The sequence below is a fragment of the Streptomyces sp. NPDC034670 genome (genome assembly GCF_055574875.1).
This window is the reverse complement of record NZ_JBVITR010000074.1, coordinates 1-22,428: the sequence shown is the minus strand read 5'-3', so window position 1 is coordinate 22,428 and position 22,428 is coordinate 1. Positions and strand designations below refer to the sequence as shown.

Genomic DNA, 22,428 nt, shown 5'->3' with positions numbered 1-22,428 from the left:
TGCCCGCGCGAAGCGCGGGGGGGGGGTGGGTGTTAGGCATGCGCGCGGGTCGTTTGTGTGTCTTGAGAAGGGGGGGGGAGGGGGGGTCCGCCCCTTCCCCCCCCCCCCCCCCCGCCGGCGGCTCACGCCGTCGGGAGCCAGTCCACCCTGCCGGCCAGCAGCGCGTACCCCACGAACGCCCCGATGTCGAGCAGCGTGTGCGCGACCACCAGCGGTCCGACGCGGCCCCAGCGCCGGTAGAGGTACACGAACACCACGCCCATGACCACGTTCCCGATGAAGCCGCCGATGCCCTGGTAGAGGTGGTACGAGCCGCGCAGCAGCGAACTGGCCGCCAGCGAGGCGCCCGGGGACCAGCCCAGCTGGTCCAGCCGCCGCAGCAGGTAGCCGACGACGATGACCTCTTCGAGGATCGAGTTCTCCATCGCCGAGAGGATCAGCACGGGATACTTCCACCACACCTCGGGCAGCGCCTCCGGCACCACCGTGAGGTTGAAGCCGAGGCCGCGCATGCCCAGGTAGAAGGCGATGCCGCTGCTGCCGATGACCGCCGCGACCACCGCGCCGCGGCCGAGGTCGGACCAGGGGCGGGTGCGGTCGAACCCGAGGGTGCGCAGCCCCGCGCCCTCGCGCAGCAGGAAGTGCGCGACGAGCGCCACCGGTACCAGTGCCGTGGTGATCCCGAAGAGCTGCCAGGCCAGGTCCAGCCAGGGGCGGCCCGGCGCGGCCGAGGCGTTGAGCGTGGCCGCCTGGTCCTTCAGACCGCCCGGCCTGGTGACCGATCCGAGGAAGCTGATCAGCGCGGACACGCCGCTCGCGCCGAGCGAGAGCGCGAGCACGAGCAGCGTCTCGTCGCGCAGCGTCGTCCGCGGGAGTCCGCCCCCGGGACGCTCGGGATACGAATCGGCCGCCGGGCCCGCCTCCGCCTGCACACCTGCCTCCACATCTCCGACCGGTCCGATCAGTATGAAGGCAGGGACCGTGCACCCGGTCGGCGGGCCGTGGCCGGACGGTCGGCGGGCCGTGGCCGAGCGGTCAGGCCGTCGGCACCGGTTCCGGCAGCCCCACCGGCCAGGTGTGCACCGGATCGCCCTGCGCCGTCAGCTCGCGGTAGCGGCGGGTGGTGGCGGCCAGCGCCGCCTCGCGGCCGAGCCCCCGGTCCAGGGCCCGGTGGAAGGTCGCGGCCTGCCAGGTCGCGCCGTTCACCCGGCGCCGGCACCGCTCCTCGATCACCCCGAGGTACAGGTCGCGGTCGGCGGGCTCGATCCCCCACGCGTCCAGTCCGGCCTCGGCCAGCGGCAGCAGCTCGTCGCGCACGAGGGTGACCGCGTCCACCTCGGCCGTACCGCCGTAGCGGCCCCGCCGGGGCCAGGTGAGGCGGGCGTCGATGCCGTCCTTGCAGGCGGCCTCGAAGTTGGCGGCGGCCGCCTCGAAGGGCAGCCGGCTCCACACCGGCCGGCTGTCCTCGGCGAGGGCGCGGACCACGCCGTAGTAGAAGGCCGCGTTCGCGATGACGTCGGTGACGGTGGGTCCGGCGGGCAGCACGCGGTTCTCCACCCGCAGGTGCGGGACGCCGTCGGCGACGTCGTAGACCGGGCGGTTCCACCGGTAGATGGTGCCGTTGTGCAGGACGAGCTCGGCGAGGGTGGGGACGCCGCCCCGGTCCAGCACCTCGAGGGGGTCCTCGTCGTCGCAGATCGGCAGCAGGGCCGGGAAGTAGCGCAGGTTCTCCTCGAAGAGGTCGAAGGCCGAGTCGACCCACCGCTCCCCGAACCAGGTGCGCGGCCGCACCCCCTGGGCCTGGAGCTCGGGCGGGCGGGTGTCGGTGGCCTGCTGGAACAGCGGGGGCCTCGACTCGCGCCACAGTTCGCGGCCGAACAGGAAGGGGGAGTTGGCGCCCACGGCGATCTGGGCGGCGGCGACGGCCTGCGCCGCGTTCCACACGTCGGCGAAGCGGTCCGGGGTGACCTGGAGGTGCAGCTGCACGGAGGTGCAGGCGGCCTCGGGCGCGATGGACTTCGAGGTGCAGCTGAGGCGCTCCACACCGTCGATGTCGAGCTTGAAGTCCTCACCGCGCGCGGCCACGATCTGATCGTTGAGCAGGGTGTAGCGGTCGACGTCGGAGAGGTTCGAGGAGACCAGGTCGTCCCGGCCCAGCGTCGGCAGGATGCCGATCATCACGATGCCCGCGTCGACTTCTCCGGCTTTTCGGTCGGCGTAGCCGAGCGAGGTGCGCAGTTCCTCGTCGAGCCGGTCGAATACTCGCCCGCCCAGGCGGTGGGGGGCGATGTTGACTTCCAGATTGAACATGGCGAGTTCGGTCTGGAAATCCCGGCTCGCGATGCGTTCGAGGACTTGCGCATTCAACATTCTGGGCATGCCGTCGGCGCCCGCGAGATTCAATTCGATCTCCAGCCCCATGAGGTTCTTGGGCCGGTCGAACCGCTTCTCCGCCAGGAGTCGCTCCAAGCCCGTCAGACACCTGCGGAGCTTGTCGCGGTAGCGCTGGCGATCGGACAGGTCGAACTGACCTGCCACGACCTTCTCCCCCATCGAAGCGTCCCTCCTCGGGTGGGCGGTCCGGAGAACGGCCGCCGGAGTCCTGGTGCACAAGGGAGGATGCCCCGTCGATGCGATCGATAACGCCCCGGACGGAATCGTCGCCCGCTACGCTGGTGGCGGTGACCGGTGGCACATTCACGAGGCATGTCGCGCAACGCATGTCACGGGGCCGTTGCGAACTCGTGAAAAACGCCGACGGCAATGAGCCGACCACTCCGCGGTCGTTCTCCGAGGTCACCGTCGCGAACCCCGCTTGAAATCGGGATGATTTTCGCGTTTCAACGACCGGAAGCACCCTTGTTTCGCGAGCTGAGAACGGCTAGACGAAACATGGTTTGAACACGGGTCGTATAAACTTCGTGCACAAGGCAGAGAAGGTTGGCGCCCACGGTCGAGTGATCCAGCCGGCGAGGCGATGTGACGGCAGTCCTCACCTCCACCTCCCGCGCTCAGACCCCGGTCCCGCCTCTCCGACCTTCGCGAGCTGACAGCGCCGTCCGCACCGCCACGCCCCGCCCTCGTGCCACTGTGCCTTCGAATGAGAGGCGACCCACCATGCCGCTGCATGTCCCGCCGGCTCCCGCGCCCGCACTCCGTTCCGTCCTGACCGCGCTCTCCTCCCCGACCGCGGTCAGCGAAGCCCGAACCCCCTCCCTGCTCGGCACGCAGGGACCCGTCTCGCCCGAGCTGCCCCTGCCCGTGCACGTCCTGGACCGGATCACCGCCGAGGGCGTGTCCGCGACGCGACTGGCCGGGTGGCGTTTCCTGATCCGCTGCGGCGAGCGCGCCCTGGCCGCCGCGGACACCGTGCTCACCCCCGACGGCTGGACCTTCTCCCGCTTCTTCGAGGGCCCCTACGTCGCCTCCACCGAACTCGCGCTGCACCAGGCCGAGACCCTGTCGCAGCCGTACCAGCCCCGGCTGCTGTCGGTGCCCGGTCTCTACATGCTGACGCTCTGGCTGCACGGCGACCCCGCCGCGGACGCGGCCACCGGGCATCCGGCCGCCACCGACCTGCTCGTCCCGCTGGCCCCGGCGCCGCCCGGCATCGCGGCCCACCGCCCGCACCGGGTCGCCGAACTGCTCCCGGTCCTGACCCTCCGGGTGGCGCCCACCCGGCTGCTCGGCTCCCCCGCCTGACGCCCCGCGCGCTCCGGCTCCGCGTCCCCCGCCGCCCCTCCTCCCGGCCGGCGGGGGACGCGCTGTTCCCCGCCCCGCCCCGTGCCGCGCCTCGGGGCGGGGCGGGGAAGCTTCCCACCACCGCGGACTAGCCCCATCCGGCCACGTCGAACCACCCGAAGGGACAGTGCAGTTGAGGTGAACCGCCCGCACGGGTGATGCGTCCTCAACCGGTGAGGAGCGGTGCCGCGAAATCCCTGCGGATCGCCCTCCGCGGGGCAACACTGGTTTCCGACCGACTTATCACAACGGGGGGCGGCCATGAACGAAGCGTCACGCCGCGGAACTGACACGACAGCCATCCCACAGGTCACCACGGAGCGAGAGAACCCATCCATGTGCCAGCACCAGCCACCGTGCCCCTCAGCCGACTCCGCCGACCGGGAATCCGCCCGTCTCGTGGCGCACCACCCGGAACAGGGGTGGAGCCTGCTGTGCAACGGTGTCGTGCTCTTCGAGGACACCGGCGAACTCCTGCCCGACGGCAGGATCATCGCCCCGCAGCGCCCCCGGGGCGTCCGTCTGACCACCGCCTGACCGCCGCCGGGCGGAACGGGGCCCGTCCCGGGGGCACGGGGGCCGGACCGCAGGACCACCTGCGAACCGGCCCCGAAGCGTGTCCGGAGCGGACCGCTCACCGTGATCCGGCACGTGGCGGGAGCGGACGCCCGGCCTCACCGCCCCCGTTCGCGCGGAGGGCTCGTCCGCGCCCCTCTCCACGGGCCCGGTCCTCCCGGGATTTTGGAGGGCCGCACCGCACCCGGGACCCCGCGGACCCCTCGCGCCGCCCTATCGTGACCGGCATGCAGTCCTACACGATCGGCCAGGCGGCGCGGCTGCTCGGCGTGAGCCCGGACACCGCCCGCCGCTGGGCGGACGCGGGCCGGATCACCACCCACCGCGACGACAGCGGACGGCGCCTCATCGACGGCCGGGACCTGGCCGCGTTCTCGGTCGAACTCGCCGGGGCGGGCACGGCCGAGGAGGGCGCCCCGTACACCTCGGCGCGCAACGCCTTCCCCGGGATCGTCACCGCGATCAAGCTCGGTGACGTCGCCGCCCAGGTCGAGATCCAGGCGGGCCCGCACCGCCTCGTCTCCCTGCTCACCCGGGAGGCCGTCGAGGAACTGGGGCTGGAGGTCGGCGTGGAGGCCACGGCACGCGTGAAGTCGACCAACGTCCACATCGACCGCGTCTGACCGGGGGCAAGAGCCCCGACGCGAGCGCACATGCGTCCCCCACCGCTCTCTCCCCTGGCACATGCGGCGCCAAGGCGGATGCCCGCCTGGCGGATGCGCACGTATCATCGGCATGCCGGAGGAGGGTGTCCGCCCCTCCCGGCCCTGGAGGGAGTGCCACCGAGATGCCCCGTTCCGCACGCCGTCCCCGGCGGGCCGCCGGCGCCGCGGCCGCCGCGCTCCTGGCGCTGAGCGGATGCTCCGCGTCCGGCCCGGGCGCTCCGGGGACCACCGGAGACGGCCCCTCCGGAACGGTCACCGTCTTCGCGGCCGCCTCGCTCGAGGAGGGCTTCACGACGCTCGGCGAGCGGTTCGAGGAGAAGCACCCGGGGACGACGGTCACCTTCAGCTTCGGCGGCAGCGACACCCTGGCCGCGGGCATCCTCGGCGGTGCCCCGGCCGACGTCTTCGCGGCGGCCAGCGACAGGACGATGAAGACCGTCACGGACGAGGGGCTCACGGCGGGCGGCCCGAGCACGTTCGTCCGCAACCGGCTGGAGATCGCCACCCTGCCGGGCAACCCGCACGGGATCGGCTCCCTGGAGGATCTGGCCGTGCCCGGTCTGAAGGTCGTGCTGTGCGACAGGACGGTGCCCTGCGGTGCGGCGGCGCGAAAGGCCCTCGCGGCCGCCGGCGCCGGGGTGACGCCGGTCTCCTACGAGCGGGACGTCAAGAGCGCCCTGACGAAGGTCGAGCTGAAGGAGGCCGACGCCGCCGTCGTGTACCGGACGGACGTGAGGGCCGCGGGTGACAAGGTGGAGGGCGTGGAATTCCCGGAGTCGGCCGAGGCCGTCAACGACTACCCGATCGCCCGCCTGGAGAACGCCCCGAACCCGGCGGCGGCGAAGGCGTTCGTCGCGCTGGTGGAGTCACCGGAGGGCCGGGAGGTCCTGACCGGGGCCGGGTTCCTCGCGCCGTGACCGGCCGGCACGGCACCCCGCCGGACCCGGGCGCGCCCGCCCCGCCCTCCGGCGGCCTGCGCGGGACGCGGACGGCGCGCCCGCGCACCCCCGGCCGCGGCGCCCCCCTCCTCCTCCTCGTGCCCGCCCTCCTGGGCCTCGCCTTCCTCCTGGTCCCCCTCCTCGCCCTCCTCGTCAGGGCCCCCTGGCGCAGCCTCCCGGAGCAGCTGACCAGCCCCGAGGTGTGGCAGGCGCTGCGCCTGTCGCTGGTCTGCGCCACGGCGGCGACCGCGCTGAGCCTGGTCGTCGGCGTTCCGCTGGCCTGGCTGCTGGCCCGCACGGAGTTCCCCGGCCGCGGCCTGGTCCGCGCCCTGGTGACGCTTCCGCTGGTCCTCCCCCCGGTGGTGGGCGGCGTCGCCCTGCTGCTCGCCCTGGGCCGCAACGGCGTCGTCGGCCGGTGGCTGGACGCGTGGTTCGGCATCACCCTGCCCTTCACCACCGCGGGCGTCGTCCTCGCCGAGACGTTCGTGGCGATGCCGTTCCTCGTCATCAGCGTCGAGGGCACGCTGCGGGCCGCCGACCCGCGCTACGAGGAGGCGGCCGCCACCCTGGGCGCCTCCCGGTTCACCGCGTTCCGCCGGGTCACCCTGCCGCTGGTCGCCCCGGGCATCGCGGCCGGTGCCGTGCTCGCCTGGGCCAGGGCCCTCGGTGAGTTCGGCGCGACGATCACCTTCGCCGGCAACTTCCCCGGCCGCACCCAGACCATGCCGCTCGCGGTGTACCTGGCCCTGCAGAACGACCCGGCCGCCGCGATCGCCCTCAGCCTGGTGCTGCTGGCGGTGTCCGTCGCCGTGCTCGCCGGGCTGCGCGACCGCTGGATGAGGACGGCCTGATCCCATGCCCGAGACCGTGCCGGAGGATCCCGGGAAGAACCCCGGGCAGGACCCGGGAGGGATCCCGGCGAAGACCACCCCCGGGAAGAAGCCGGACCCCGCGTCCGGGCCGGCCGCCGCGGGCCTCGACGCGCGGCTCGTCGTCGACCGCGGCTCCTTCCGCCTGGACGTCGCGCTCACCGCCGCGCCCGGCGACGTCGTCGCCCTGCTGGGCCCGAACGGCGCCGGCAAGACCACCGCCCTGCGCGCGCTCGCCGGCCTCGCCCCCCTCACGGCGGGCCACCTGCGGCTGGACGGCGCCGAGCTGCACCGCACGCCGCCCGAGTCGCGCCCGGTCGGTGTCGTCTTCCAGGACTACCTGCTCTTCCCGCACCTGACCGCCCTCGACAACGTGGCCTTCGGACCGCGCTGCCGGGGCGCCGGCAAGGCCGAGGCCCGGGCCCGGGCCGCCGAGTGGCTGGAGCGCGTGGGCCTGGCCGACCACGCCGGGGCCAAGCCCCGCCGGCTCTCCGGCGGCCAGGCCCAGCGCGTGGCCCTCGCCCGCGCCCTGGCCATCCGTCCCCGGCTGCTGCTCCTGGACGAACCGCTCGCCGCCCTGGACGCCCGGACCCGGCTGGAGGTACGGGCCCGGCTCCGCCGCCACCTGGCCTCCTTCGAGGCCGTCGCCGTCCTGGTCACGCACGACCCGCTGGACGCCATGGTGCTGGCCGACCGCCTGGTGGTCGTGGAGCGGGGCCGGATCGTGCAGGAGGGCACGCCCGCCGACATCGCCCGCCACCCGCGCACCGAGTACGTCGCCCAGCTGGTCGGCCTCAATCTGTACCGCGGACAGGCCGACGGCCACACGGTCCGGCTCGACGCCGGCCCCGCGGTGAGCACCACGGAGGACCTCTCCGGTCCCGCGTTCGTGGCGTTCCCGCCCGGCGCCGTGACCCTCCACCGCGACCGCCCCGCCGGCTCCAGCGCCCGCAACCTCTGGCGCTGCCAGGTCGCCGGCCTGGAGCCCCACGGCGACCAGGTCCGCGCGGAGCTCACCGGCGAGATCGCCCTGGCCGCCGACCTCACCGCGGTCGCCGCGGCCGAGCTGGACCTGCGTCCGGGCGCCCCGGTGTGGGCGGCGGTCAAGGCCGCGCAGACCCACGCGTACCCGGCGTAGGACACGGCGCGGGGCACGCGACGGCGAAGGGCCCCGCCCGGGCCGTGCGGCCGGGCGGGGCCCTTCGCGCCTTCCCGCCTCCGGCGGATCAGTCCTCGTACGCGTCCAGCGGCGGGCAGGAGCACACCAGGTTCCGGTCGCCGAAGGCCTGGTCGATGCGGCGCACCGGCGGCCAGTACTTGTCGGCGGCGCTCACCCCGGCCGGGAACACGGCCTCCTCGCGGCCGTAGGCGTGCTCCCACTCCCCGCCGAGCGCGGCGGCGGTGTGCGGGGCGTTGCGGAGCGGGTTGTCGTCCGCGGGCCACTCGCCGGAGCCGACCTTCTCGATCTCCGCGCGGATCGCGATCATCGCCTCGCAGAACCGGTCGAGCTCGGCCAGGTCCTCGGACTCGGTCGGCTCGATCATCAGCGTGCCGGCCACCGGGAACGACATCGTCGGCGCGTGGAAGCCGTAGTCGATCAGCCGCTTGGCCACGTCGTCCACGCTCACGCCGGTCGCCTTGGTCAGCGGACGCAGGTCGATGATGCACTCGTGCGCGACGAGGCCGCCGGGACCGGTGTAGAGCACTGGGTAGTGCGGCTCGAGGCGCTTGGCGACGTAGTTGGCGCTGAGCACCGCCACCTGCGTGGCCCGCTTGAGCCCTTCGCCGCCCATGAGCCGGACGTAGGCCCACGAGATCGGCAGGATGCCCGCCGAGCCCCACGGCGCGGCCGAGACCGGTCCCACACCGGTCTGCGGGCCGGCCTCGGGCTGGAGCGGGTGGTTCGGCAGGTACGGGGCGAGGTGCGCCCGCACGGCGACCGGGCCGACGCCGGGTCCGCCGCCGCCGTGCGGGATGCAGAAGGTCTTGTGCAGGTTCAGGTGCGAGACGTCACCGCCGAAGTGTCCCGGCTTGGCCAGGCCCACCAGCGCGTTGAGGTTGGCGCCGTCGACGTACACCTGGCCGCCGGCCTCGTGCACCTGCGCGCAGATGTCGGCGACGTGCTCCTCGAACACGCCGTGCGTCGAGGGATACGTGATCATCAGCACCGCCAGCTCGTCGCGGTACTGCTCGATCTTCGCCCGCAGGTCCTCGACGTCGACCTCGCCGTTCTCGGCGGTCCTGACGACGACGACCCTCATCCCGGCCATCACGGCGCTGGCGGCGTTGGTGCCGTGCGCGGAGGACGGGATCAGGCAGACGGTGCGCTGCTCGTCGCCGTTGGCCCGGTGGTAGCCGCGCACGGCGAGCAGACCGGCCAGCTCGCCCTGGGAGCCGGCGTTGGGCTGGAGGGAGACCTTGTCGTAGCCGGTGACCTCGGCGAGCCGCTCCTCCAGCTCGTGGATGAGCGTGAGGTAGCCCCGCGCCTGCTCGGCGGGCGCGAAGGGGTGCATCTGCCCGAACTCGGACCAGGTGATCGGCTCCATCTCGGTGGTCGCGTTGAGCTTCATGGTGCACGAGCCCAGCGGGATCATGCCGCGGTCCAGCGCGTAGTCCCGGTCGGCGAGGCGGCGCAGGTAGCGCAGCATCGCGGTCTCGGAGCGGTGCTGGTGGAAGACGGGGTGCGCGAGGTAGTCGTCGGTGCGCAGCAGCGCCTCCGGCAGCGCGTCCCCGGCGGCCGCGTCCAGCGCCTCGACGTCGCCCTCGACGCCGAAGGCGCCCCACACGGCGGCGAGCTGCGCCCGGGTGGTGGTCTCGTCACAGGCGATCGAGACGTGGTCGGCGTCGACGAGACGCAGGTTGACGCCGTTGTCGCGCGCGGCGGCGACCACGTCGGCGGCCCGGCCCGGGACCCGGACGGTCAGCGTGTCGAAGTAGGCGCCGTGCACGATCTCCGCGCCGCCGGCCCGCAGCCCCTCGGCGAGGACCGCCGCGTACCGGTGGGTGCGCCGCGCGATGGTCCGCAGCCCCTGCGGGCCGTGGTAGACGGCGTACATGCCGGCCATGACGGCGAGCAGCACCTGGGCGGTGCAGATGTTGCTGGTGGCCTTCTCGCGGCGGATGTGCTGCTCGCGGGTCTGCAGCGCCAGCCGGTAGGCCTGGTTCCCGTCCGCGTCGACGGAGACGCCGACGAGCCGCCCGGGCAGGCTGCGCGCCATCTTCTCCTGCACGGCCATGTATCCGGCGTGCGGTCCGCCGAAGCCCATCGGCACGCCGAAGCGCTGCGTGGTGCCGACCGCGATGTCCGCGCCGAGCTCACCGGGCGACTTCAGCAGGGTGAGGGCGAGCAGGTCGGCGGCGACGGTGACGAGCGCGCCGAGCTCGTGCGCCCGGTCGATCACCGGCTTGATGTCGCGCACGGCGCCGGAGGCGCCCGGGTACTGGATCAGCACGCCGTTGATCTCGCGCTCGGCGACCTCGGCGGGGATGCCCTCGCTCAGGTCGGCGACGACGACCTCGACGCCGGTCGGCTCGGCCCGGGTCCGGATCACGGCGATGGTCTGCGGCAGCGCGTCCGCGTCGACCAGGAACAGGCCCTTCTTGTTCCTGCCCATGCGCCGCGACAGCGCCATCGCCTCGGCGGCGGCGGTCCCCTCGTCCAGCAGGGAGGCCCCGGAGGTGGGCAGGCCGGTGAGCTCGGCGACCACGGTCTGGAAGTTCAGCAGCGCCTCGAGCCGCCCCTGCGAGATCTCCGGCTGGTACGGCGTGTAGGCCGTGTACCAGGCGGGGTTCTCCATGACGTTGCGCAGGATGACGGGCGGGGTGAACGTCCCGTAGTACCCGAGCCCGATCATGGAGCCGAGCACCTCGTTGCGGTCGGCCAGCGACCGCAGCTCGGCCAGCACCTCGGCCTCGCTCCGCGCCCCCGGCAGGTCCAGCGCGTCGGCGTTCTTGATCGCATCCGGGACCGCGGCGGCCGTCAGCTCGTCCAGCGAGCCGTAGCCGACCTGCGCGAGCATCTTGGCCCGGGCCTCGTGGTCGGGGCCTATGTGACGCTGCTCGAAGGGCGTGCCCTGTTCGAGCTCGGAGAGCGGAGTACGAGGGGGTGTCATTGCGGAGGCCTCCTGGTCTGACGACCTGCGAGGGGCACCACGGCGCGGGTGCCCGGACGGCCTCCCCCTCTGTCATCTCGACCTGAGAGCTTCACCGGATCGTCCGAAGGCGTCCGGTTTTCACCGTCGGTGAGAGCGGAAGCCGTCGACACCCGCCCTGCTTTCCAGAGTGACCTCGTCCGTGCGGTACGTGGGCCTGAGAGATTCCGGGGAGGATTTGCTCCTTCGGCGCCTCCGATGGTGCCTGGAGGACTCTCCCGCACGGGGTCAGCAGCCGTTTGCCAGCGTACCAGCGAGCACCGCGCCGGGACCTTCGAGTGGCCGCTCCGCCGATTGTGCCTTTTCGTAGTGCTCACGGATGAGTGTGCGACCAGTGGAGGGCCCGTGCAGACCGACATCGACCCGCGCCACCTGATCGGCCGCAAGGCGTTCGACCGCAACGGAACCCGGATCGGCACGATCGACGAGGTCTACCTCGACGACGCCACCGGCGTGCCCGAGTGGGCGGCGATACGCACCGGTCTGTTCAGCAGGGACGCCTTCGTCCCCCTGGAGCCCAGCGAACTGATCGACGGCGCCCTCCACGTCCCCTTCGAACGCTCCCTGATCAGGGACGCCCCGGACTTCGGCGTCGGCCGCCACCTCTCCCCGGAGCAGGAACTCCAGCTCTACCACCACTACGGCCTGGACGTGGCCGCCCCGCCCCCGCTCCCGGACCGCGACTTCGGCAGGCTCGCGGGCAAGGACGAACCGGCCTGAGCACTCGCCCGGTCCCTCCCCGGCCGTCGCCCGGGCCACCCCTCGACCGCGCGCCGCGCCCCTCGGGAAAGCCGTTCCGCCCGCCGGCCCGCGGACGGCGGTCATGCCGGCCGGGGCCTGCGGGGCGGGCCCGCTCGGTCCGCGCCGGCCGGGGGCGTCCCGCGCGGCACCGCGCCGGTTCCGCACCGGCGCGGCGTCCCTTCGCGACCCCGGCGTCCGTCCGTTCCGCGCCCTCCGGGACGCCCGGGCCCCGCCCGGACCGGCCGGCCGCGACCGGGACGCGGACCGTCCGAGGACTCCGGCCTGCCCGCAGACGCACGCCCACGGGGTCACGGCCGGCAACGCGCTCACCGCGACGCCGCGGGAGCCCGCGGCCCGCACGCGGCACCCACGGGCACCCGCACCGGCGCCCACCGGCCCCGCTCACGGACTCGCCGCCCCCGCCCCCGCGGTCCCCGCCCGCTCGTCTCCCCCGGATCCCCGCGTCACCAGCGGCAGCGGTTCCGCCGGCTCCAGAGCCGAGTCGTCGATCCGGAAGGTCCTCACCCGTCCCGGCTCCGAACCGGGCGTCTCGAAGCGCACCGTCACCCGGCCCAGCCCGCTGCCCTGCACCCACCCGTGCCCGTACGCGGCGTGCCGCACGTCGTGCCCCGCCGGCCAGTGCCGCCCGGTGAGAGGCTGCCGCTCCCGCGCGGGCACGGCCTCGGGCTCCTCGCCGGGGGTGTCCTCGTCCACGCCCGCCGCCTGTGCGAACAGGTCCTCCTGCGTGTAGTCGGCCAGTCCGCTGACCCCCACGCCCAGCAACCGCACCCCGCCGGTCGTGTCGACCGACTCCAGCAGCCGCGCCGCCGCCTCCCGCACCACCGCCGGATCGTCCGTCGGCCCCCGCAGCGTCTCGGACCGGGTGAGGGTGGAGAAGTCGTACCGCCGCACCTTCAGCACGATGGTCCGTCCCGACAGCCCCGCCCCGCGCAGTCTCCGCACGCACCGGTCGGCGAGCCGCCGCACCTCCGCCCCCACCCGTACCCGGTCGTGGATGTCCACGTCGTACGTGTCCTCGACCGAGACCGACTTCGCCTCCCGTTCGGCCACCACGGGCCGCTCGTCCCGCGCCAGCGCCATGGCGTACAGCGCGTGCCCGTGGGCCCTTCCCAGCAGCCGTACGAGCTCGTCCTCCCCCGCCTCGGCGAGCTCGCCGACCGTGTGGATCCCGGCCCGTCTGAGGTGGTCGCCGGTGGCCGGTCCCACTCCCGGCAGCACCCGCACCGGCAGCGGTCCCAGCAGTGCCCGCTCGGTGCCCGGCTCGATCAGCACCAGCCCGTCCGGCTTCGCCCGCTCCGAGGCGATCTTCGCGAGCATCTTGGAGGCCGCGAGCCCCACCGACCCGGTGAGCCCCGTGACCGTCCGGATGTCCGCGCGCAGTCTCGCCCCGGCCAGCCGCGCCGACCGTTCGTCCCGGGCCGCGCCGCCGGCCTCCAGGTCCACGAACGCCTCGTCCAGGCTGAGCGGCTCGACCAGCGGCGACAGATCCCGCAGCAGCCCCATCACCTGCTCGCTGATCGACCGGTAGAAGGCGAAACGGGGCACCAGGTAGGCGGCGTGCGGCGCGAGCCGCCGGGCCTGCGCCATGGGCATCGCCGAGTGGACGCCGAAGACACGGGCCTCGTACGAGGCGGTGGCGACCACACCGCGCGGTCCGAGCCCGCCCACGACGACGGCCTTCCCGCGCAGGCTCGGCTTGGACGCCTGCTCCACCGCGGCGAAGAAGGCGTCCATGTCGAGATGCAGGATCGTGGGCGAGGATCTCACCTGTCCGATGCTGCCCTACGCCACTGACAGCGCCGTCCTCAGACGGCCCGGTTCCGCCGTCGTGCCAGCTCGTCCGCCGGGTTGTGGCCGACCAGCGTCTCCCCGGTGTCGACGCGCTCCCCGTGCAGTTGCGACAGCGCGTTCTCGACGTCCCGCCACACCACGCCCACGGCGATGCCGAAGATGCCCTGGCCGCCCTGGAGCAGGGCGTGGACCTCGTCGGGCGAGGTGCACTCGTAGACCGTGGCTCCGTCGCTCATCAGCGTCATGCGCTCCAGGTCGCTGAAGCCGCGCTCGCGCAGGTGCCGGACGGCGGTGCGGATGTTCTGCAGGGACACACCGGTGTCGAGGAACCGTTTGACGATCTTCAGGACGACGACGTCGCGGAAGCTGTACAGCCGCTGGCTGCCGGATCCGTGGGCGGGCCGCACGCTGGGCTCGACCAGTCCCGTCCGGGCCCAGTAGTCGAGCTGCCGGTAGGTGATGCCGGCGGCCGCGCAGGCCGTGGGGCCCCGGTAGCCGATCTGCTCGGACGCCATGGTCGTCGCCCCTCCGCTGCTCGGCACGGCCGTCGGTCGCTGCGGAACGTGTCCGGCCGCGCCGCCGAGCTGGGAGAACCCCCCGCTCGAGCGGAGCCGGGAGCCCGGGTGAGGGAACGGACCGTTCGCCCCGGGACTGCGTCCGGGGGCACCCCCCGCCGTACCGTCGCCGCTGCTTCTCACGCCGACCTCCGTCCTTGACCTGCCTCCTCGACGGTAGGCAGTCACCAAGGGTGCGTCAACGATCGCCACACTCGGCACGCCGAGTGATAATCACCCTAAGAGTGGTTTCCCGTGCCCCCTCGCGGGGAAAGGCTAGCCGAATGCCTTCCGCGCGGACCGTGCGGCCTTCCCGGCCTCGCCGCCCCCCGAGGAACGGATGCCGCGGAAGCGACGGCCGCGGCCCTCACTGACTGCTGGTGCCGAAGTCCTCGGGCGAGATCTGGTCGAGGAACTCGCGGAACTTCTCCACCTCGTCCTCCTGCTCGTCCGGGATCGCGATGCCGGCGTCGTCGAGCACCGTCTCGCTCCCGTAGATCGGTGTCCCCGTGCGCAGGGCCAGCGCTATGGCGTCGGACGGCCGGGCGCTCACCTCGACCCCGCTGGCGAAGACCAGCTCCGCGTAGAAGACCCCCTCACGCAGGTCCGTGATGCGCACTTCCGTGAGCTCCTGGCCGACGGCCTCCAGCACGTCCTTGAACAGGTCGTGGGTCAGCGGCCGTGCGGGGGCCATGCCCTGCTGGGCGAAGGCGATGGCCGTGGCCTCCCCCGGTCCGATCCAGATGGGGAGGTAACGGTCGCCGCCCACTTCACGCAACAGCACGATCGGTTGGTTGGAGGGCATTTCGACCCGGACACCTACGACATCGAGCTCGTTCACACAGCAACCCTAGGCCGTGCCCGGGACGTTTGGGTAGTCGAGCAGGGGCAGGGGGACCGATCCGGCCTCCCGATCCCTGCGCGGCTCAGGGCAGCCGCACCCCGAGCGCCGTCTGCACCAGCGCCGCGTGCAGCCTCACCGTGAGCCCCGCCAGCTCCTTCGTACGGGCCTCCGCATGGGCCCTGGTCTGCGGATTCCGGTGGCGCCTCAACGGCGCGACGAGCTGGTCCACCAGGCCGGCCTCACGGTCGGCGGCGGCCTTCATGGCCCTCAGGTGACGGGGCTCGATCCCGAACCGCCCCAATTCGGTGATCAACTCGGCGACGGTGACCGCCTCGGCGTCGTAGACCCCGTCCTCCACCGGGGTGAGCAGCCCGTAGGACTCCCACTCCGCGAGCTCCCGCTCGTCGATGCCGGCGGCCGCCAGCAGCTGGAGGCGCCCCACGCGGGCCGCCGCGGGCGCCTCGGACGCGGACTCGTGACCGGCCTCGCCCTCACGCGGCCGGCCCAGTACCGGCAGCTGGACGGCCTCGCCGCGCTCCATGGCCTCCAGGTGCTCGCGAATCACCTTGAGCGGCAGGTAGTGGTCCCGCTGCATCCTCAGGACGTGGCCGAGGCGCTCGACGTCCCCGGCGCTGAACTTGCGGTACCCCGAGGGGGTCCGCTGCGGCTCGATGAGCCCTTCCGACTCCAGGAAACGGATCTTGGAGATGGTGACCTCGGGGAACTCCTCACGCAGCACGTTCAGCACCGTGCCGATGCTCATCAGTCCGGTGTCCGTTGCGGCGGCGCCGTCTCCGGCGCCGCCGCTCGGTGTGTGAAGCATGGACCTTCCCTGCTGTCCCCCGGGACGGAGCCCGGGGGACGGTCAGTAGCCCCGCTGGTTCGCGTAGAAGACCAGCCTGTACTTGCCGATCTGCACCTCGTCGCCGTTCGACAGGGCGACCTGGTCGATCCGCTCGCGGTTGACGTACGTGCCGTTCAGGCTGCCCACGTCGGCCACCGTGAAGGAGCCGTCCGGGCTGCGGCGGAACTCCACGTGCCGACGGGAGACCGTCACGTCGTCCAGGAAGATGTCGCTCTGCGGATGACGCCCGGCCGTGGTCAGGTCGCCGTCCAGGAGGAAACGGCTGCCCGAGTTCGGCCCGCGGCGCACGACCAGGAGCGCGGAGCCCACCGGCAGGGCGTCGACGGCCGCCTGCGCCTCCGGGGAGAGCGTCGGCATCGGCGTCTGGCCGGTGGCCTCGGCGTCGTACGCCTCGAGACCGGAGATCGAGATCGTGGACGTCGTCTCGGAGGGGCGCTCCGGGGTGACTCCCGGCCTGAGCGGCGCGCCGCAGTTGGAGCAGAAGCGGCTGTTCTCCGCGTTGCGGTTACCGCACCTCGTACACACCAGGGCCGACATGGACGGATCCTCCTGCTGCGGCTGCCCGCCAGGGGCATGGGACGCGTACGGATCGGAAAACCCTCCACCCGTACCTGAGGTCGACGGTTGTCCGAAACCTATGCCGCCCGGCTGCGCAGGGTCAACCGGCGACGCGCCCTGTCCTCCGGCGACCTGGTCCCGGAACAGCGGACGCTGACCTTCGGCGTCAGGCTGTGCGCGATGGCGAGCGGTCGCGTTGTCGCTGCCCTCTCGCGCGCTCTTGCCGAACAACTTCGCAAACAACTTCACGGGCGATTCCCCTTGACCGAAACAGACCCGCCCGTGGGGCAGGACGAACCCTGACTGAACACATTGGCCGACCCGGACATCCTCACAACGTCCGCCTCCGCCAGACAGTTTCCACCACGCACCACCCATTCGGTGCGCCGACCCCCCGCAACCTCATGCCCTCGCCGGATGTCCCCCATGCACCCCCGGTTCACCGGGAGGACGACCGAGCGTAGTCAGGCCGCTCCGCGGCTCGCAAGGCGTCCACGACGATCTTGGTGGACCGCTCCACAGTAACGGTGGCCTGTTCCTTCTCGAGGGTCTGCACCACGCCTCCCGGGATGTTGAGCGCCGGCTCGAGGTCCTGCGGCTTGCCGATGACCTTGAAACGATAGGGTGCGGTGATCTTGTTCCCGTCCACGCCGACACCGTTGCCGGAATCCGTCAGATAGGTGCCCGCCACGACCCGTACACCGTTCACCTGGATCGCCTCGGCGCCGGCCGCACGCAGTTCCTGGATGGCGTCGAGCAGCATGTCCGCCTCGACCGTCCCCTTCGTGTCCTCGATGGTCATCGTGATGCCGGGCCCCTGCGCGGCCACCGTGCCCGCCAGGACGCCGAGTTGACGCTCCTTCTCGATCGTCTGCCTGCGGGCCTCCTCGGCCTGGTCGGAGCTGTTCTCCAGCTCGTCGCGCTGCTTCTCGAGCCCCTGCTTCTCGTCCTCAAGACGCTGTGTGCGGTCGTCGAGTTCATCGAGGATGCGCACGAGGTCTTCCTGGCGTGCCCCGCGCAGCGCGCCGTCGCCGTCACTGTTCGAGGCCACCTGGACGGCCAGGCCGAAGCCCAGGCCGAACAGCAGGAGGGCCACGATGAGTTGGGCCCGGGTCACCCGTGGCGGCCACAGTCCCTGGACCAGTCGCTGCCGCCCGGTGAGCTGGGGCCCCGGCGCGGTCCCCGGCACGTCCGCCGGCGCGGGCTCGCCCACCGGCACCTCCGCGGGCAGTTCCTTGCGCAGGCCGGCCGCGGGTGCGGCGCCGGGCGCGCTCCTGGGCCGTGGGGCCGACGCGGGCCTGGGCGGGGACACCTGCGCGGGCGTCGCCTCGTCCCGCTCGTGCTCGTGCTCGTTCATCGGCCTCACGCCCGGAACACGTGCCGGCGGATCGCCGCGGCGTTGGAGAAGATGCGGATGCCGAGGACGACCACGACGCCCGTGGACAGCTGGGCCCCCACACCGAGTTTGTCACCGAGGAACACGATCAGCGCGGCGACGACCACGTTCGACAGGAACGAGACCACGAAGACCTTGTCGTCGAAGATGCCGTCGAGCATGGCCCGCAGTCCTCCGAACACGGCGTCGAGCGCCGCGACGACGGCGATCGGCAGATAAGGCTCGACGACCGCCGGCACCTCGGGCCGGACCAACAGTCCGGCCACGACTCCCACGACGAGGCCCAGTACGGCGATCACGATGTGCCCTTCTCGGTTATCGGCTGTGCGGTACGTACGATCACGCTCGGTGCGGCGGGCAGCCGGAGGTCGTCCTCCGCGGAGAGGGCCGTCCGGATGCCGTAGTTCTCCTGCAGGACGTGCAGGTACACCCCGTCCGCGCTGTTCTGGAACCGCTCGCTCAGCTGCGGGCCGTCCCCCACCGCGAGCACCGTGTACGGCGGCACCAGCGGCCTGTTGTCGACCAGTATCGCGTCTCCGGCGGCCCTGATCGCCGACAGGGCGGTCAGCCGCTGCCCGTTGATGGAGACGGCCTCGGCGCCGGACTCCCACAGGCCGTTGACCACGCGCTGCAGGTCGCGGTCGCGGACCCGTCCGGTGTCCGAGAACCCGGAGGTCGACCGCGGGTCGCCGTCGCCGCCCGCGGTCGTGTCCTTGGCGTCGTTCACCACGAGCCGCACGCCGGGGCCGTGCACCGCGACGGCTCCCGACAGGATGCCCACCAGCTCGGAGCGGTCGCTCCCGCCGCTGTCGCGCAGCGCTTCGCGCTGCCGGGCGCCGACGTCCGCGCGCAGTGCGTCGATGCGGTCCTCGAGTTCGTCGGCCGCCTCGGTCTCCCGGTCGATCCGGTCGATCAGCTCCTCGCGCTCCTTGGCGGCGGCGGGAGCCGCCACCCGGGCCTGCGCGGCGCCGACGGTCACGATCAGTGCGGCGAGCACCAGGCCGGCGGCGAGTCCCAGCTTCGCCCCGAGGGTCTTCGGCATGCCGCCGTCGGCCTTCTTCCGCGCGGCGGCCTCGGCATATCCGTCGTCGAGGCTGTGGTCCATGACGTTGGTGATCAACGACATGGACGCGTCCGGGCGCACGGGCCGCCGGGACGTGCGCCGAACGGGGGGTTGCTGCGGCATGCCGCACATCGTCGCACGCCACGGCCCCTGCTTTCGAACGGCCCTACCGGCGTGCCGGACAGGCCCCGTTGGGGGCACTTGTCCGGCACGCACGCGTACCGGCGGTTCTACCGCCCCGCGCTGTCCACGACCACCGACCACTCGTCGAGCAGGGCCTGGGCGGAGGCGTCGTCGGGCCCCTCGGCCCACAGGTGGGTGACCGCCTCGGCCGGGTCGGGCAGCACCATCACCCAGCGGCCGTCCGCCTCCACCACGCGCACGCCGTCGGTGGTGTCCACGGACCGGTCCCCGGCCTCCTCGACCACCCGCCGCATCACCAGTCCCTTGACGGCCCACGGGGTCGCCAGGTCCCGCCTGAGCACGTGCGCCCGCGGGATGCGCGCGTCGATCTGGCTGAGCGTGAGCTGCGTCCGCGCCACCAGGCCGATGAGCCGTACGAAGGCGGCGGTGCCGTCGTAGACGCTGCTGAACTCCGGAACGATGAAGCCGCCCTTGCCGTCACCGCCGAAGATCGCCCCTTCCTCGCGGCCCACACGCGTGAGGTCGCCGGGCGAGGTCGTCGTCCACTCGACCTGGGTGCCGTGGTACGCCGCCACCTGCTCGGCGATCCGGGTGGTGGTCACCGGCAGCGCGACCCGGCCGCTGCGCCGCTCGGCCGCGACGAGGTCGAGCATCACCAGCAGCGCCCGGTCGTCCTCGATGATCCGCCCCTTCTCGTCGACCAGGGACAGCCGCTCACCGACGGGGTCGAACCGCACGCCGAACGCGGCACGGGAGGACGCCACGATCTCCCCGAGCCGTTCCAGTCCCGCACGCCGCATCTCGGCCGTCTCGGTCGGCCGGGACTCGTCGAGGCCGGGGTTGATGGTCAGCGAGTCGACGCCCAGCTTGCCGAGCAGGCTCGGCAGCACCAGACCGGCGCTGCCGTTGGACGCGTCCACGACCACCTTCAGTCCGGATTCCGCGATCCCGGTGATGTCGACGTTCCGCAGCAACGATCCGGTGTACGAGTCGAAGACGCTCGCCGGGAAGTGCAGATCACCGATCTCACCGGGGAACGCACGCCGGTACTCCTGCCGCGCGAACACCCGGTCCAGCTTGCGCTGGCTGCCCTGCGACAGGTCGGCACCCTGGCTGTCGAAGAACATGATGTCGACCGAGTCCGGTACCCCGGGCGTGGTCCGGATCATGATGCCGCCGGCGCTTCCGCGCGCCGTCTGCTGCCGCGCCACGGGCAGCGGCACGTTCTCCAGGTCCCGTACGTCGATGGCGCTGGCCTGCAGCGCGGAGATGACCGCACGCTTCAGTGCCCGGGCACCGCGGGAGTGGTCGCGGGCCGTGGTGACGGTCGCCCCCTTCTTGAGCGTCGTCGCGTACGCGCCCGCCAGGCGCACGGCGAGCTCGGGAGTGATCTCGACGTTCAGGATCCCGGACACGCCGCGGGCGCCGAAGAGGTGCGCCTGTCCTCTCGACTCCCAGATCACCGAGGTGTTGACGAAAGCACCGGCCTCGATGGTCTTGAACGGGTAGACCCGCACATTGCCCTGGACGATCGATTCCTCACCGATCAGGCACTCGTCACCGATGACGGCGCCGTCCTCGATTCGCGCCGCGCGCATGATGTCGGTGTTCTTGCCGACGACACAGCCGCGCAGATTGCTGTGCGGTCCGACGTACACGTTGTCGTGGACGACCGCCTTGTGCAGGAAGGCACCGCTCTTCACGACGACGTTCGACCCCACGACGGTGTGCTCGCGGATCTCGGCGCCGGCTTCGACCTTGGCGTAGTCGCCGATGTACACCGGCCCCCGCAGTATGGCGTCGGGGTGCACCTCGGCTCCCTCGGCCACCCACACGCCCGGGGAGATCTCGAAGCCGTCGAGGTCGACGTCGACCTTGCCCTCGAGGACATCGGCCTGCGCCTTCACGTAGCTCTCGTGCGTGCCGACGTCCTCCCAGTAGCCCTCGGCGATGTAGCCGTAGATGGGCTTGCCTTCCTTCATCAGCTGGGGGAAGACGTCACCGGACCAGTCGACGGGCACATCGGCCTCGACGTAGTCGAAGACCTCGGGCTCCATGACGTAGATGCCGGTGTTCACCGTGTCGGAGAAGACCTGTCCCCAGGTCGGCTTCTCGAGGAAGCGCTCGACCTTGCCCTCCTCGTCCACGATGGTGATGCCGAATTCCAACGGATTGGGCACCCGGGTCAGACAGACGGTGACCAGGGCACCCTTTTCCTTGTGGAAATTGATCAGATCGGTGAGGTCGAAGTCGGTCAGCGCGTCGCCGGAGATGACGAGGAAGGCATCGTCCTTCAGGGCTTCCTCGGCGTTCTTGACGCTTCCGGCGGTACCGAGTGGCTTCTCCTCATTGGCGTAGGTGAGCTCCATTCCGAGCTCTTCGCCGTCACCGAAGTAGTTCTTGACCAGCGACGCCAGGAACTGGACAGTCACAACGGTTTCGTTGAGCCCATGCCTCTTGAGCAGCCGCAGAACGTGCTCCATGATCGGCCGGTTGGCCACCGGCAGGAGCGGCTTGGGCATGCTCGAGGTCATGGGACGAAGGCGGGTGCCCTCGCCTCCGGCCATTACGACGGCCTTCATGTCGGAAGCGTCCTCCTCATAAGAGACGACGGTCTGGCCGACTTCACCCGTCTACATTGTCCCGCACGTTTTCCCTGCGGGCCATCGCGCCACCCTGCGCAGATCAATCAACGGGTTCAATCAGCCACAGTGTCCGCACGAACCAGACGGCGGACTTGGACCACGTAGAGAACTCCTGCCCACCAATACAGGGTTGTACCCCATCCGGCGAACGCCCATCCGAAAATAGCAGCGAGTGACGAGATCCAGCCGGTTCCGTCACTGAGCAGGAGTAGAGGGAAGGCATACATCAGGTTGAAGGTGGCGGCCTTCCCCAGGAAGTTCACCTGCGGCGGCGGATAGCCGTGCCGCCGCAGGATCCCCACCATCACCAGCAGAACGAGCTCACGCGCCAGCAGTACGGCGGTCAGCCAGAGCGGCAGGATCTCGCGCCAGGTGAGACCGACCAAGGTGGAGAGAATGTAGAGCCGGTCGGCCGCGGGATCGAGAAGCCGGCCGAGGCTGCTGACCTGGTTCCACCGGCGCGCGAGCTTGCCGTCCAGGTAGTCGCTGACGCCACTCAGCGCCAGCACCAGGAGCGCCCAGCCATCGCTCTTCGGACCACCGAACTCAGGCCTGAGGATCAGCCACAGGAAGAGGGGTACGCCGACTAGCCTCGCCATGCTGAGCATGTTCGGGATGGTGAGGACACGGTCCGTCTGGACCCGCGTCTCCTGGACCTCCACCCGGGAGCCTCCTGTGAGAAATGTGTCGATGGTGCCTCATGACTTTACCTCAACACAAAAAAGCTCTGGCTCTCGGGCGTACAGCCCGAGAGCCAGAGCTCTAAAAGGAGTTCGGCGGCGTCCTACTCTCCCACAGGGTCCCCCCTGCAGTACCATCGGCGCTGTGAGGCTTAGCTTCCGGGTTCGGAATGTAACCGGGCGTTT

20 protein-coding genes, 1 rRNA gene and 1 riboswitch are annotated in these 22,428 nt (G+C 72.0%); of the genes, 7 read left to right on the top strand and 14 right to left on the bottom strand.

Annotated elements, in window-relative coordinates; translation table 11 throughout:
- Nucleotides 1-122: 122 nt before the first annotated feature.
- On the bottom strand, nucleotides 123-932 hold the full coding sequence (locus tag ACZ56B_RS30555; protein ID WP_468797554.1) for a CPBP family intramembrane glutamic endopeptidase: 810 nt from the start codon (nucleotides 930-932) through the stop codon (nucleotides 123-125).
- A gap of 103 nt (nucleotides 933-1,035) precedes the next feature.
- Nucleotides 1,036-2,553 carry a glutamate-cysteine ligase family protein gene (locus tag ACZ56B_RS30550; RefSeq protein ID WP_468797551.1) on the bottom strand — a complete coding sequence of 506 codons (1,518 nt, stop codon included), beginning with the start codon at nucleotides 2,551-2,553 and terminating at the stop codon, nucleotides 1,036-1,038.
- 564 nt (nucleotides 2,554-3,117) lie between these two features.
- On the opposite strand from ACZ56B_RS30550, the gene ACZ56B_RS30545 reads away from it, so the two are divergent.
- The 6 genes from ACZ56B_RS30545 (at nucleotide 3,118) to ACZ56B_RS30520 (ending at nucleotide 7,927) form a co-directional block, all read left to right on the top strand.
- A complete protein-coding gene (locus ACZ56B_RS30545) occupies nucleotides 3,118-3,702 on the top strand; it encodes a hypothetical protein (RefSeq protein ID WP_468797548.1) in 585 nt (194 codons plus the stop codon).
- Between the two features lie 375 nt (nucleotides 3,703-4,077).
- The gene (locus ACZ56B_RS30540; protein ID WP_468797545.1) at nucleotides 4,078-4,278 is read left to right on the top strand and encodes a DUF5999 family protein; all 201 of its coding nucleotides are present in this window, start codon (nucleotides 4,078-4,080) and stop codon (nucleotides 4,276-4,278) included.
- A gap of 266 nt (nucleotides 4,279-4,544) precedes the next feature.
- Nucleotides 4,545-4,940 carry a TOBE domain-containing protein gene (locus ACZ56B_RS30535; RefSeq protein ID WP_468797542.1) on the top strand — a complete coding sequence of 132 codons (396 nt, stop codon included), beginning with the start codon at nucleotides 4,545-4,547 and terminating at the stop codon, nucleotides 4,938-4,940.
- A 164-nt stretch (nucleotides 4,941-5,104) separates the two neighbouring features.
- Nucleotides 5,105-5,899, top strand: coding sequence for a molybdate ABC transporter substrate-binding protein (gene modA, locus ACZ56B_RS30530; RefSeq protein ID WP_468797539.1), 795 nt, complete (start codon nucleotides 5,105-5,107; stop codon nucleotides 5,897-5,899).
- Complete coding sequence (locus tag ACZ56B_RS30525) at nucleotides 5,896-6,771, top strand: ABC transporter permease (protein WP_468797536.1); 876 nt, start codon at nucleotides 5,896-5,898, stop codon at nucleotides 6,769-6,771. Before modA ends, ACZ56B_RS30525 begins: the two co-directional genes overlap by 4 nt.
- 4 nt (nucleotides 6,772-6,775) lie before the next feature.
- The gene (locus ACZ56B_RS30520; protein WP_468797533.1) at nucleotides 6,776-7,927 is read left to right on the top strand and encodes an ABC transporter ATP-binding protein; all 1,152 of its coding nucleotides are present in this window, start codon (nucleotides 6,776-6,778) and stop codon (nucleotides 7,925-7,927) included.
- Nucleotides 7,928-8,015: 88 nt separating this feature from the next.
- Here the strand turns inward: ACZ56B_RS30520 and gcvP are convergent, their stop codons facing one another.
- On the bottom strand, nucleotides 8,016-10,901 hold the full coding sequence (gene gcvP, locus ACZ56B_RS30515) for an aminomethyl-transferring glycine dehydrogenase (RefSeq protein WP_468797530.1): 2,886 nt from the start codon (nucleotides 10,899-10,901) through the stop codon (nucleotides 8,016-8,018).
- A gap of 174 nt (nucleotides 10,902-11,075) precedes the next feature.
- Nucleotides 11,076-11,171: riboswitch (glycine riboswitch) on the bottom strand.
- A 114-nt stretch (nucleotides 11,172-11,285) separates the two neighbouring features.
- Here gcvP and ACZ56B_RS30510 point away from each other — a divergent pair.
- Nucleotides 11,286-11,660, top strand: coding sequence for a PRC-barrel domain-containing protein (locus ACZ56B_RS30510; RefSeq protein WP_468797527.1), 375 nt, complete (start codon nucleotides 11,286-11,288; stop codon nucleotides 11,658-11,660).
- 423 nt (nucleotides 11,661-12,083) lie between these two features.
- Here the strand turns inward: ACZ56B_RS30510 and ACZ56B_RS30505 are convergent, their stop codons facing one another.
- The 11 genes from ACZ56B_RS30505 to rrf all read right to left on the bottom strand — a co-directional run.
- Entirely contained in the window at nucleotides 12,084-13,469 is a 1,386-nt protein-coding gene (locus tag ACZ56B_RS30505; protein WP_468797524.1) for a DNA polymerase IV, read from the bottom strand.
- A gap of 38 nt (nucleotides 13,470-13,507) precedes the next feature.
- Nucleotides 13,508-14,191 carry a MerR family transcriptional regulator gene (locus tag ACZ56B_RS30500; protein ID WP_468797522.1) on the bottom strand — a complete coding sequence of 228 codons (684 nt, stop codon included), beginning with the start codon at nucleotides 14,189-14,191 and terminating at the stop codon, nucleotides 13,508-13,510.
- Between the two features lie 223 nt (nucleotides 14,192-14,414).
- Complete coding sequence (locus ACZ56B_RS30495; protein WP_468797519.1) at nucleotides 14,415-14,888, bottom strand: bifunctional nuclease family protein; 474 nt, start codon at nucleotides 14,886-14,888, stop codon at nucleotides 14,415-14,417.
- 85 nt (nucleotides 14,889-14,973) lie between these two features.
- Nucleotides 14,974-15,714: a transcriptional regulator FtsR gene (gene ftsR, locus ACZ56B_RS30490; protein ID WP_468797516.1), complete on the bottom strand. Its 741-nt coding sequence runs from the start codon at nucleotides 15,712-15,714 to the stop codon at nucleotides 14,974-14,976.
- 42 nt (nucleotides 15,715-15,756) lie between these two features.
- Nucleotides 15,757-16,692: an FHA domain-containing protein gene (locus ACZ56B_RS30485; RefSeq protein WP_468797513.1), complete on the bottom strand. Its 936-nt coding sequence runs from the start codon at nucleotides 16,690-16,692 to the stop codon at nucleotides 15,757-15,759.
- Between the two features lie 61 nt (nucleotides 16,693-16,753).
- Complete coding sequence (locus tag ACZ56B_RS30480; protein WP_468797511.1) at nucleotides 16,754-17,671, bottom strand: DUF881 domain-containing protein; 918 nt, start codon at nucleotides 17,669-17,671, stop codon at nucleotides 16,754-16,756.
- A 5-nt stretch (nucleotides 17,672-17,676) separates the two neighbouring features.
- The gene (locus tag ACZ56B_RS30475; RefSeq protein WP_003988855.1) at nucleotides 17,677-18,009 is read right to left on the bottom strand and encodes a small basic family protein; all 333 of its coding nucleotides are present in this window, start codon (nucleotides 18,007-18,009) and stop codon (nucleotides 17,677-17,679) included.
- Nucleotides 18,006-18,836: a DUF881 domain-containing protein gene (locus ACZ56B_RS30470; RefSeq protein WP_468797563.1), complete on the bottom strand. Its 831-nt coding sequence runs from the start codon at nucleotides 18,834-18,836 to the stop codon at nucleotides 18,006-18,008. The genes ACZ56B_RS30475 and ACZ56B_RS30470 overlap by 4 nt, the downstream gene beginning before the upstream one ends.
- A 167-nt stretch (nucleotides 18,837-19,003) precedes the next feature.
- Complete coding sequence (locus tag ACZ56B_RS30465) at nucleotides 19,004-21,499, bottom strand: sugar phosphate nucleotidyltransferase (RefSeq protein ID WP_468797507.1); 2,496 nt, start codon at nucleotides 21,497-21,499, stop codon at nucleotides 19,004-19,006.
- 116 nt (nucleotides 21,500-21,615) lie between these two features.
- Nucleotides 21,616-22,224, bottom strand: a complete 609-nt coding sequence (locus ACZ56B_RS30460) for a CDP-alcohol phosphatidyltransferase family protein (protein WP_468797504.1) — start codon at nucleotides 22,222-22,224, stop codon at nucleotides 21,616-21,618.
- Between the two features lie 109 nt (nucleotides 22,225-22,333).
- Nucleotides 22,334-22,428 (bottom strand): 5S ribosomal RNA (gene rrf, locus ACZ56B_RS30455); the annotation flags it as partial.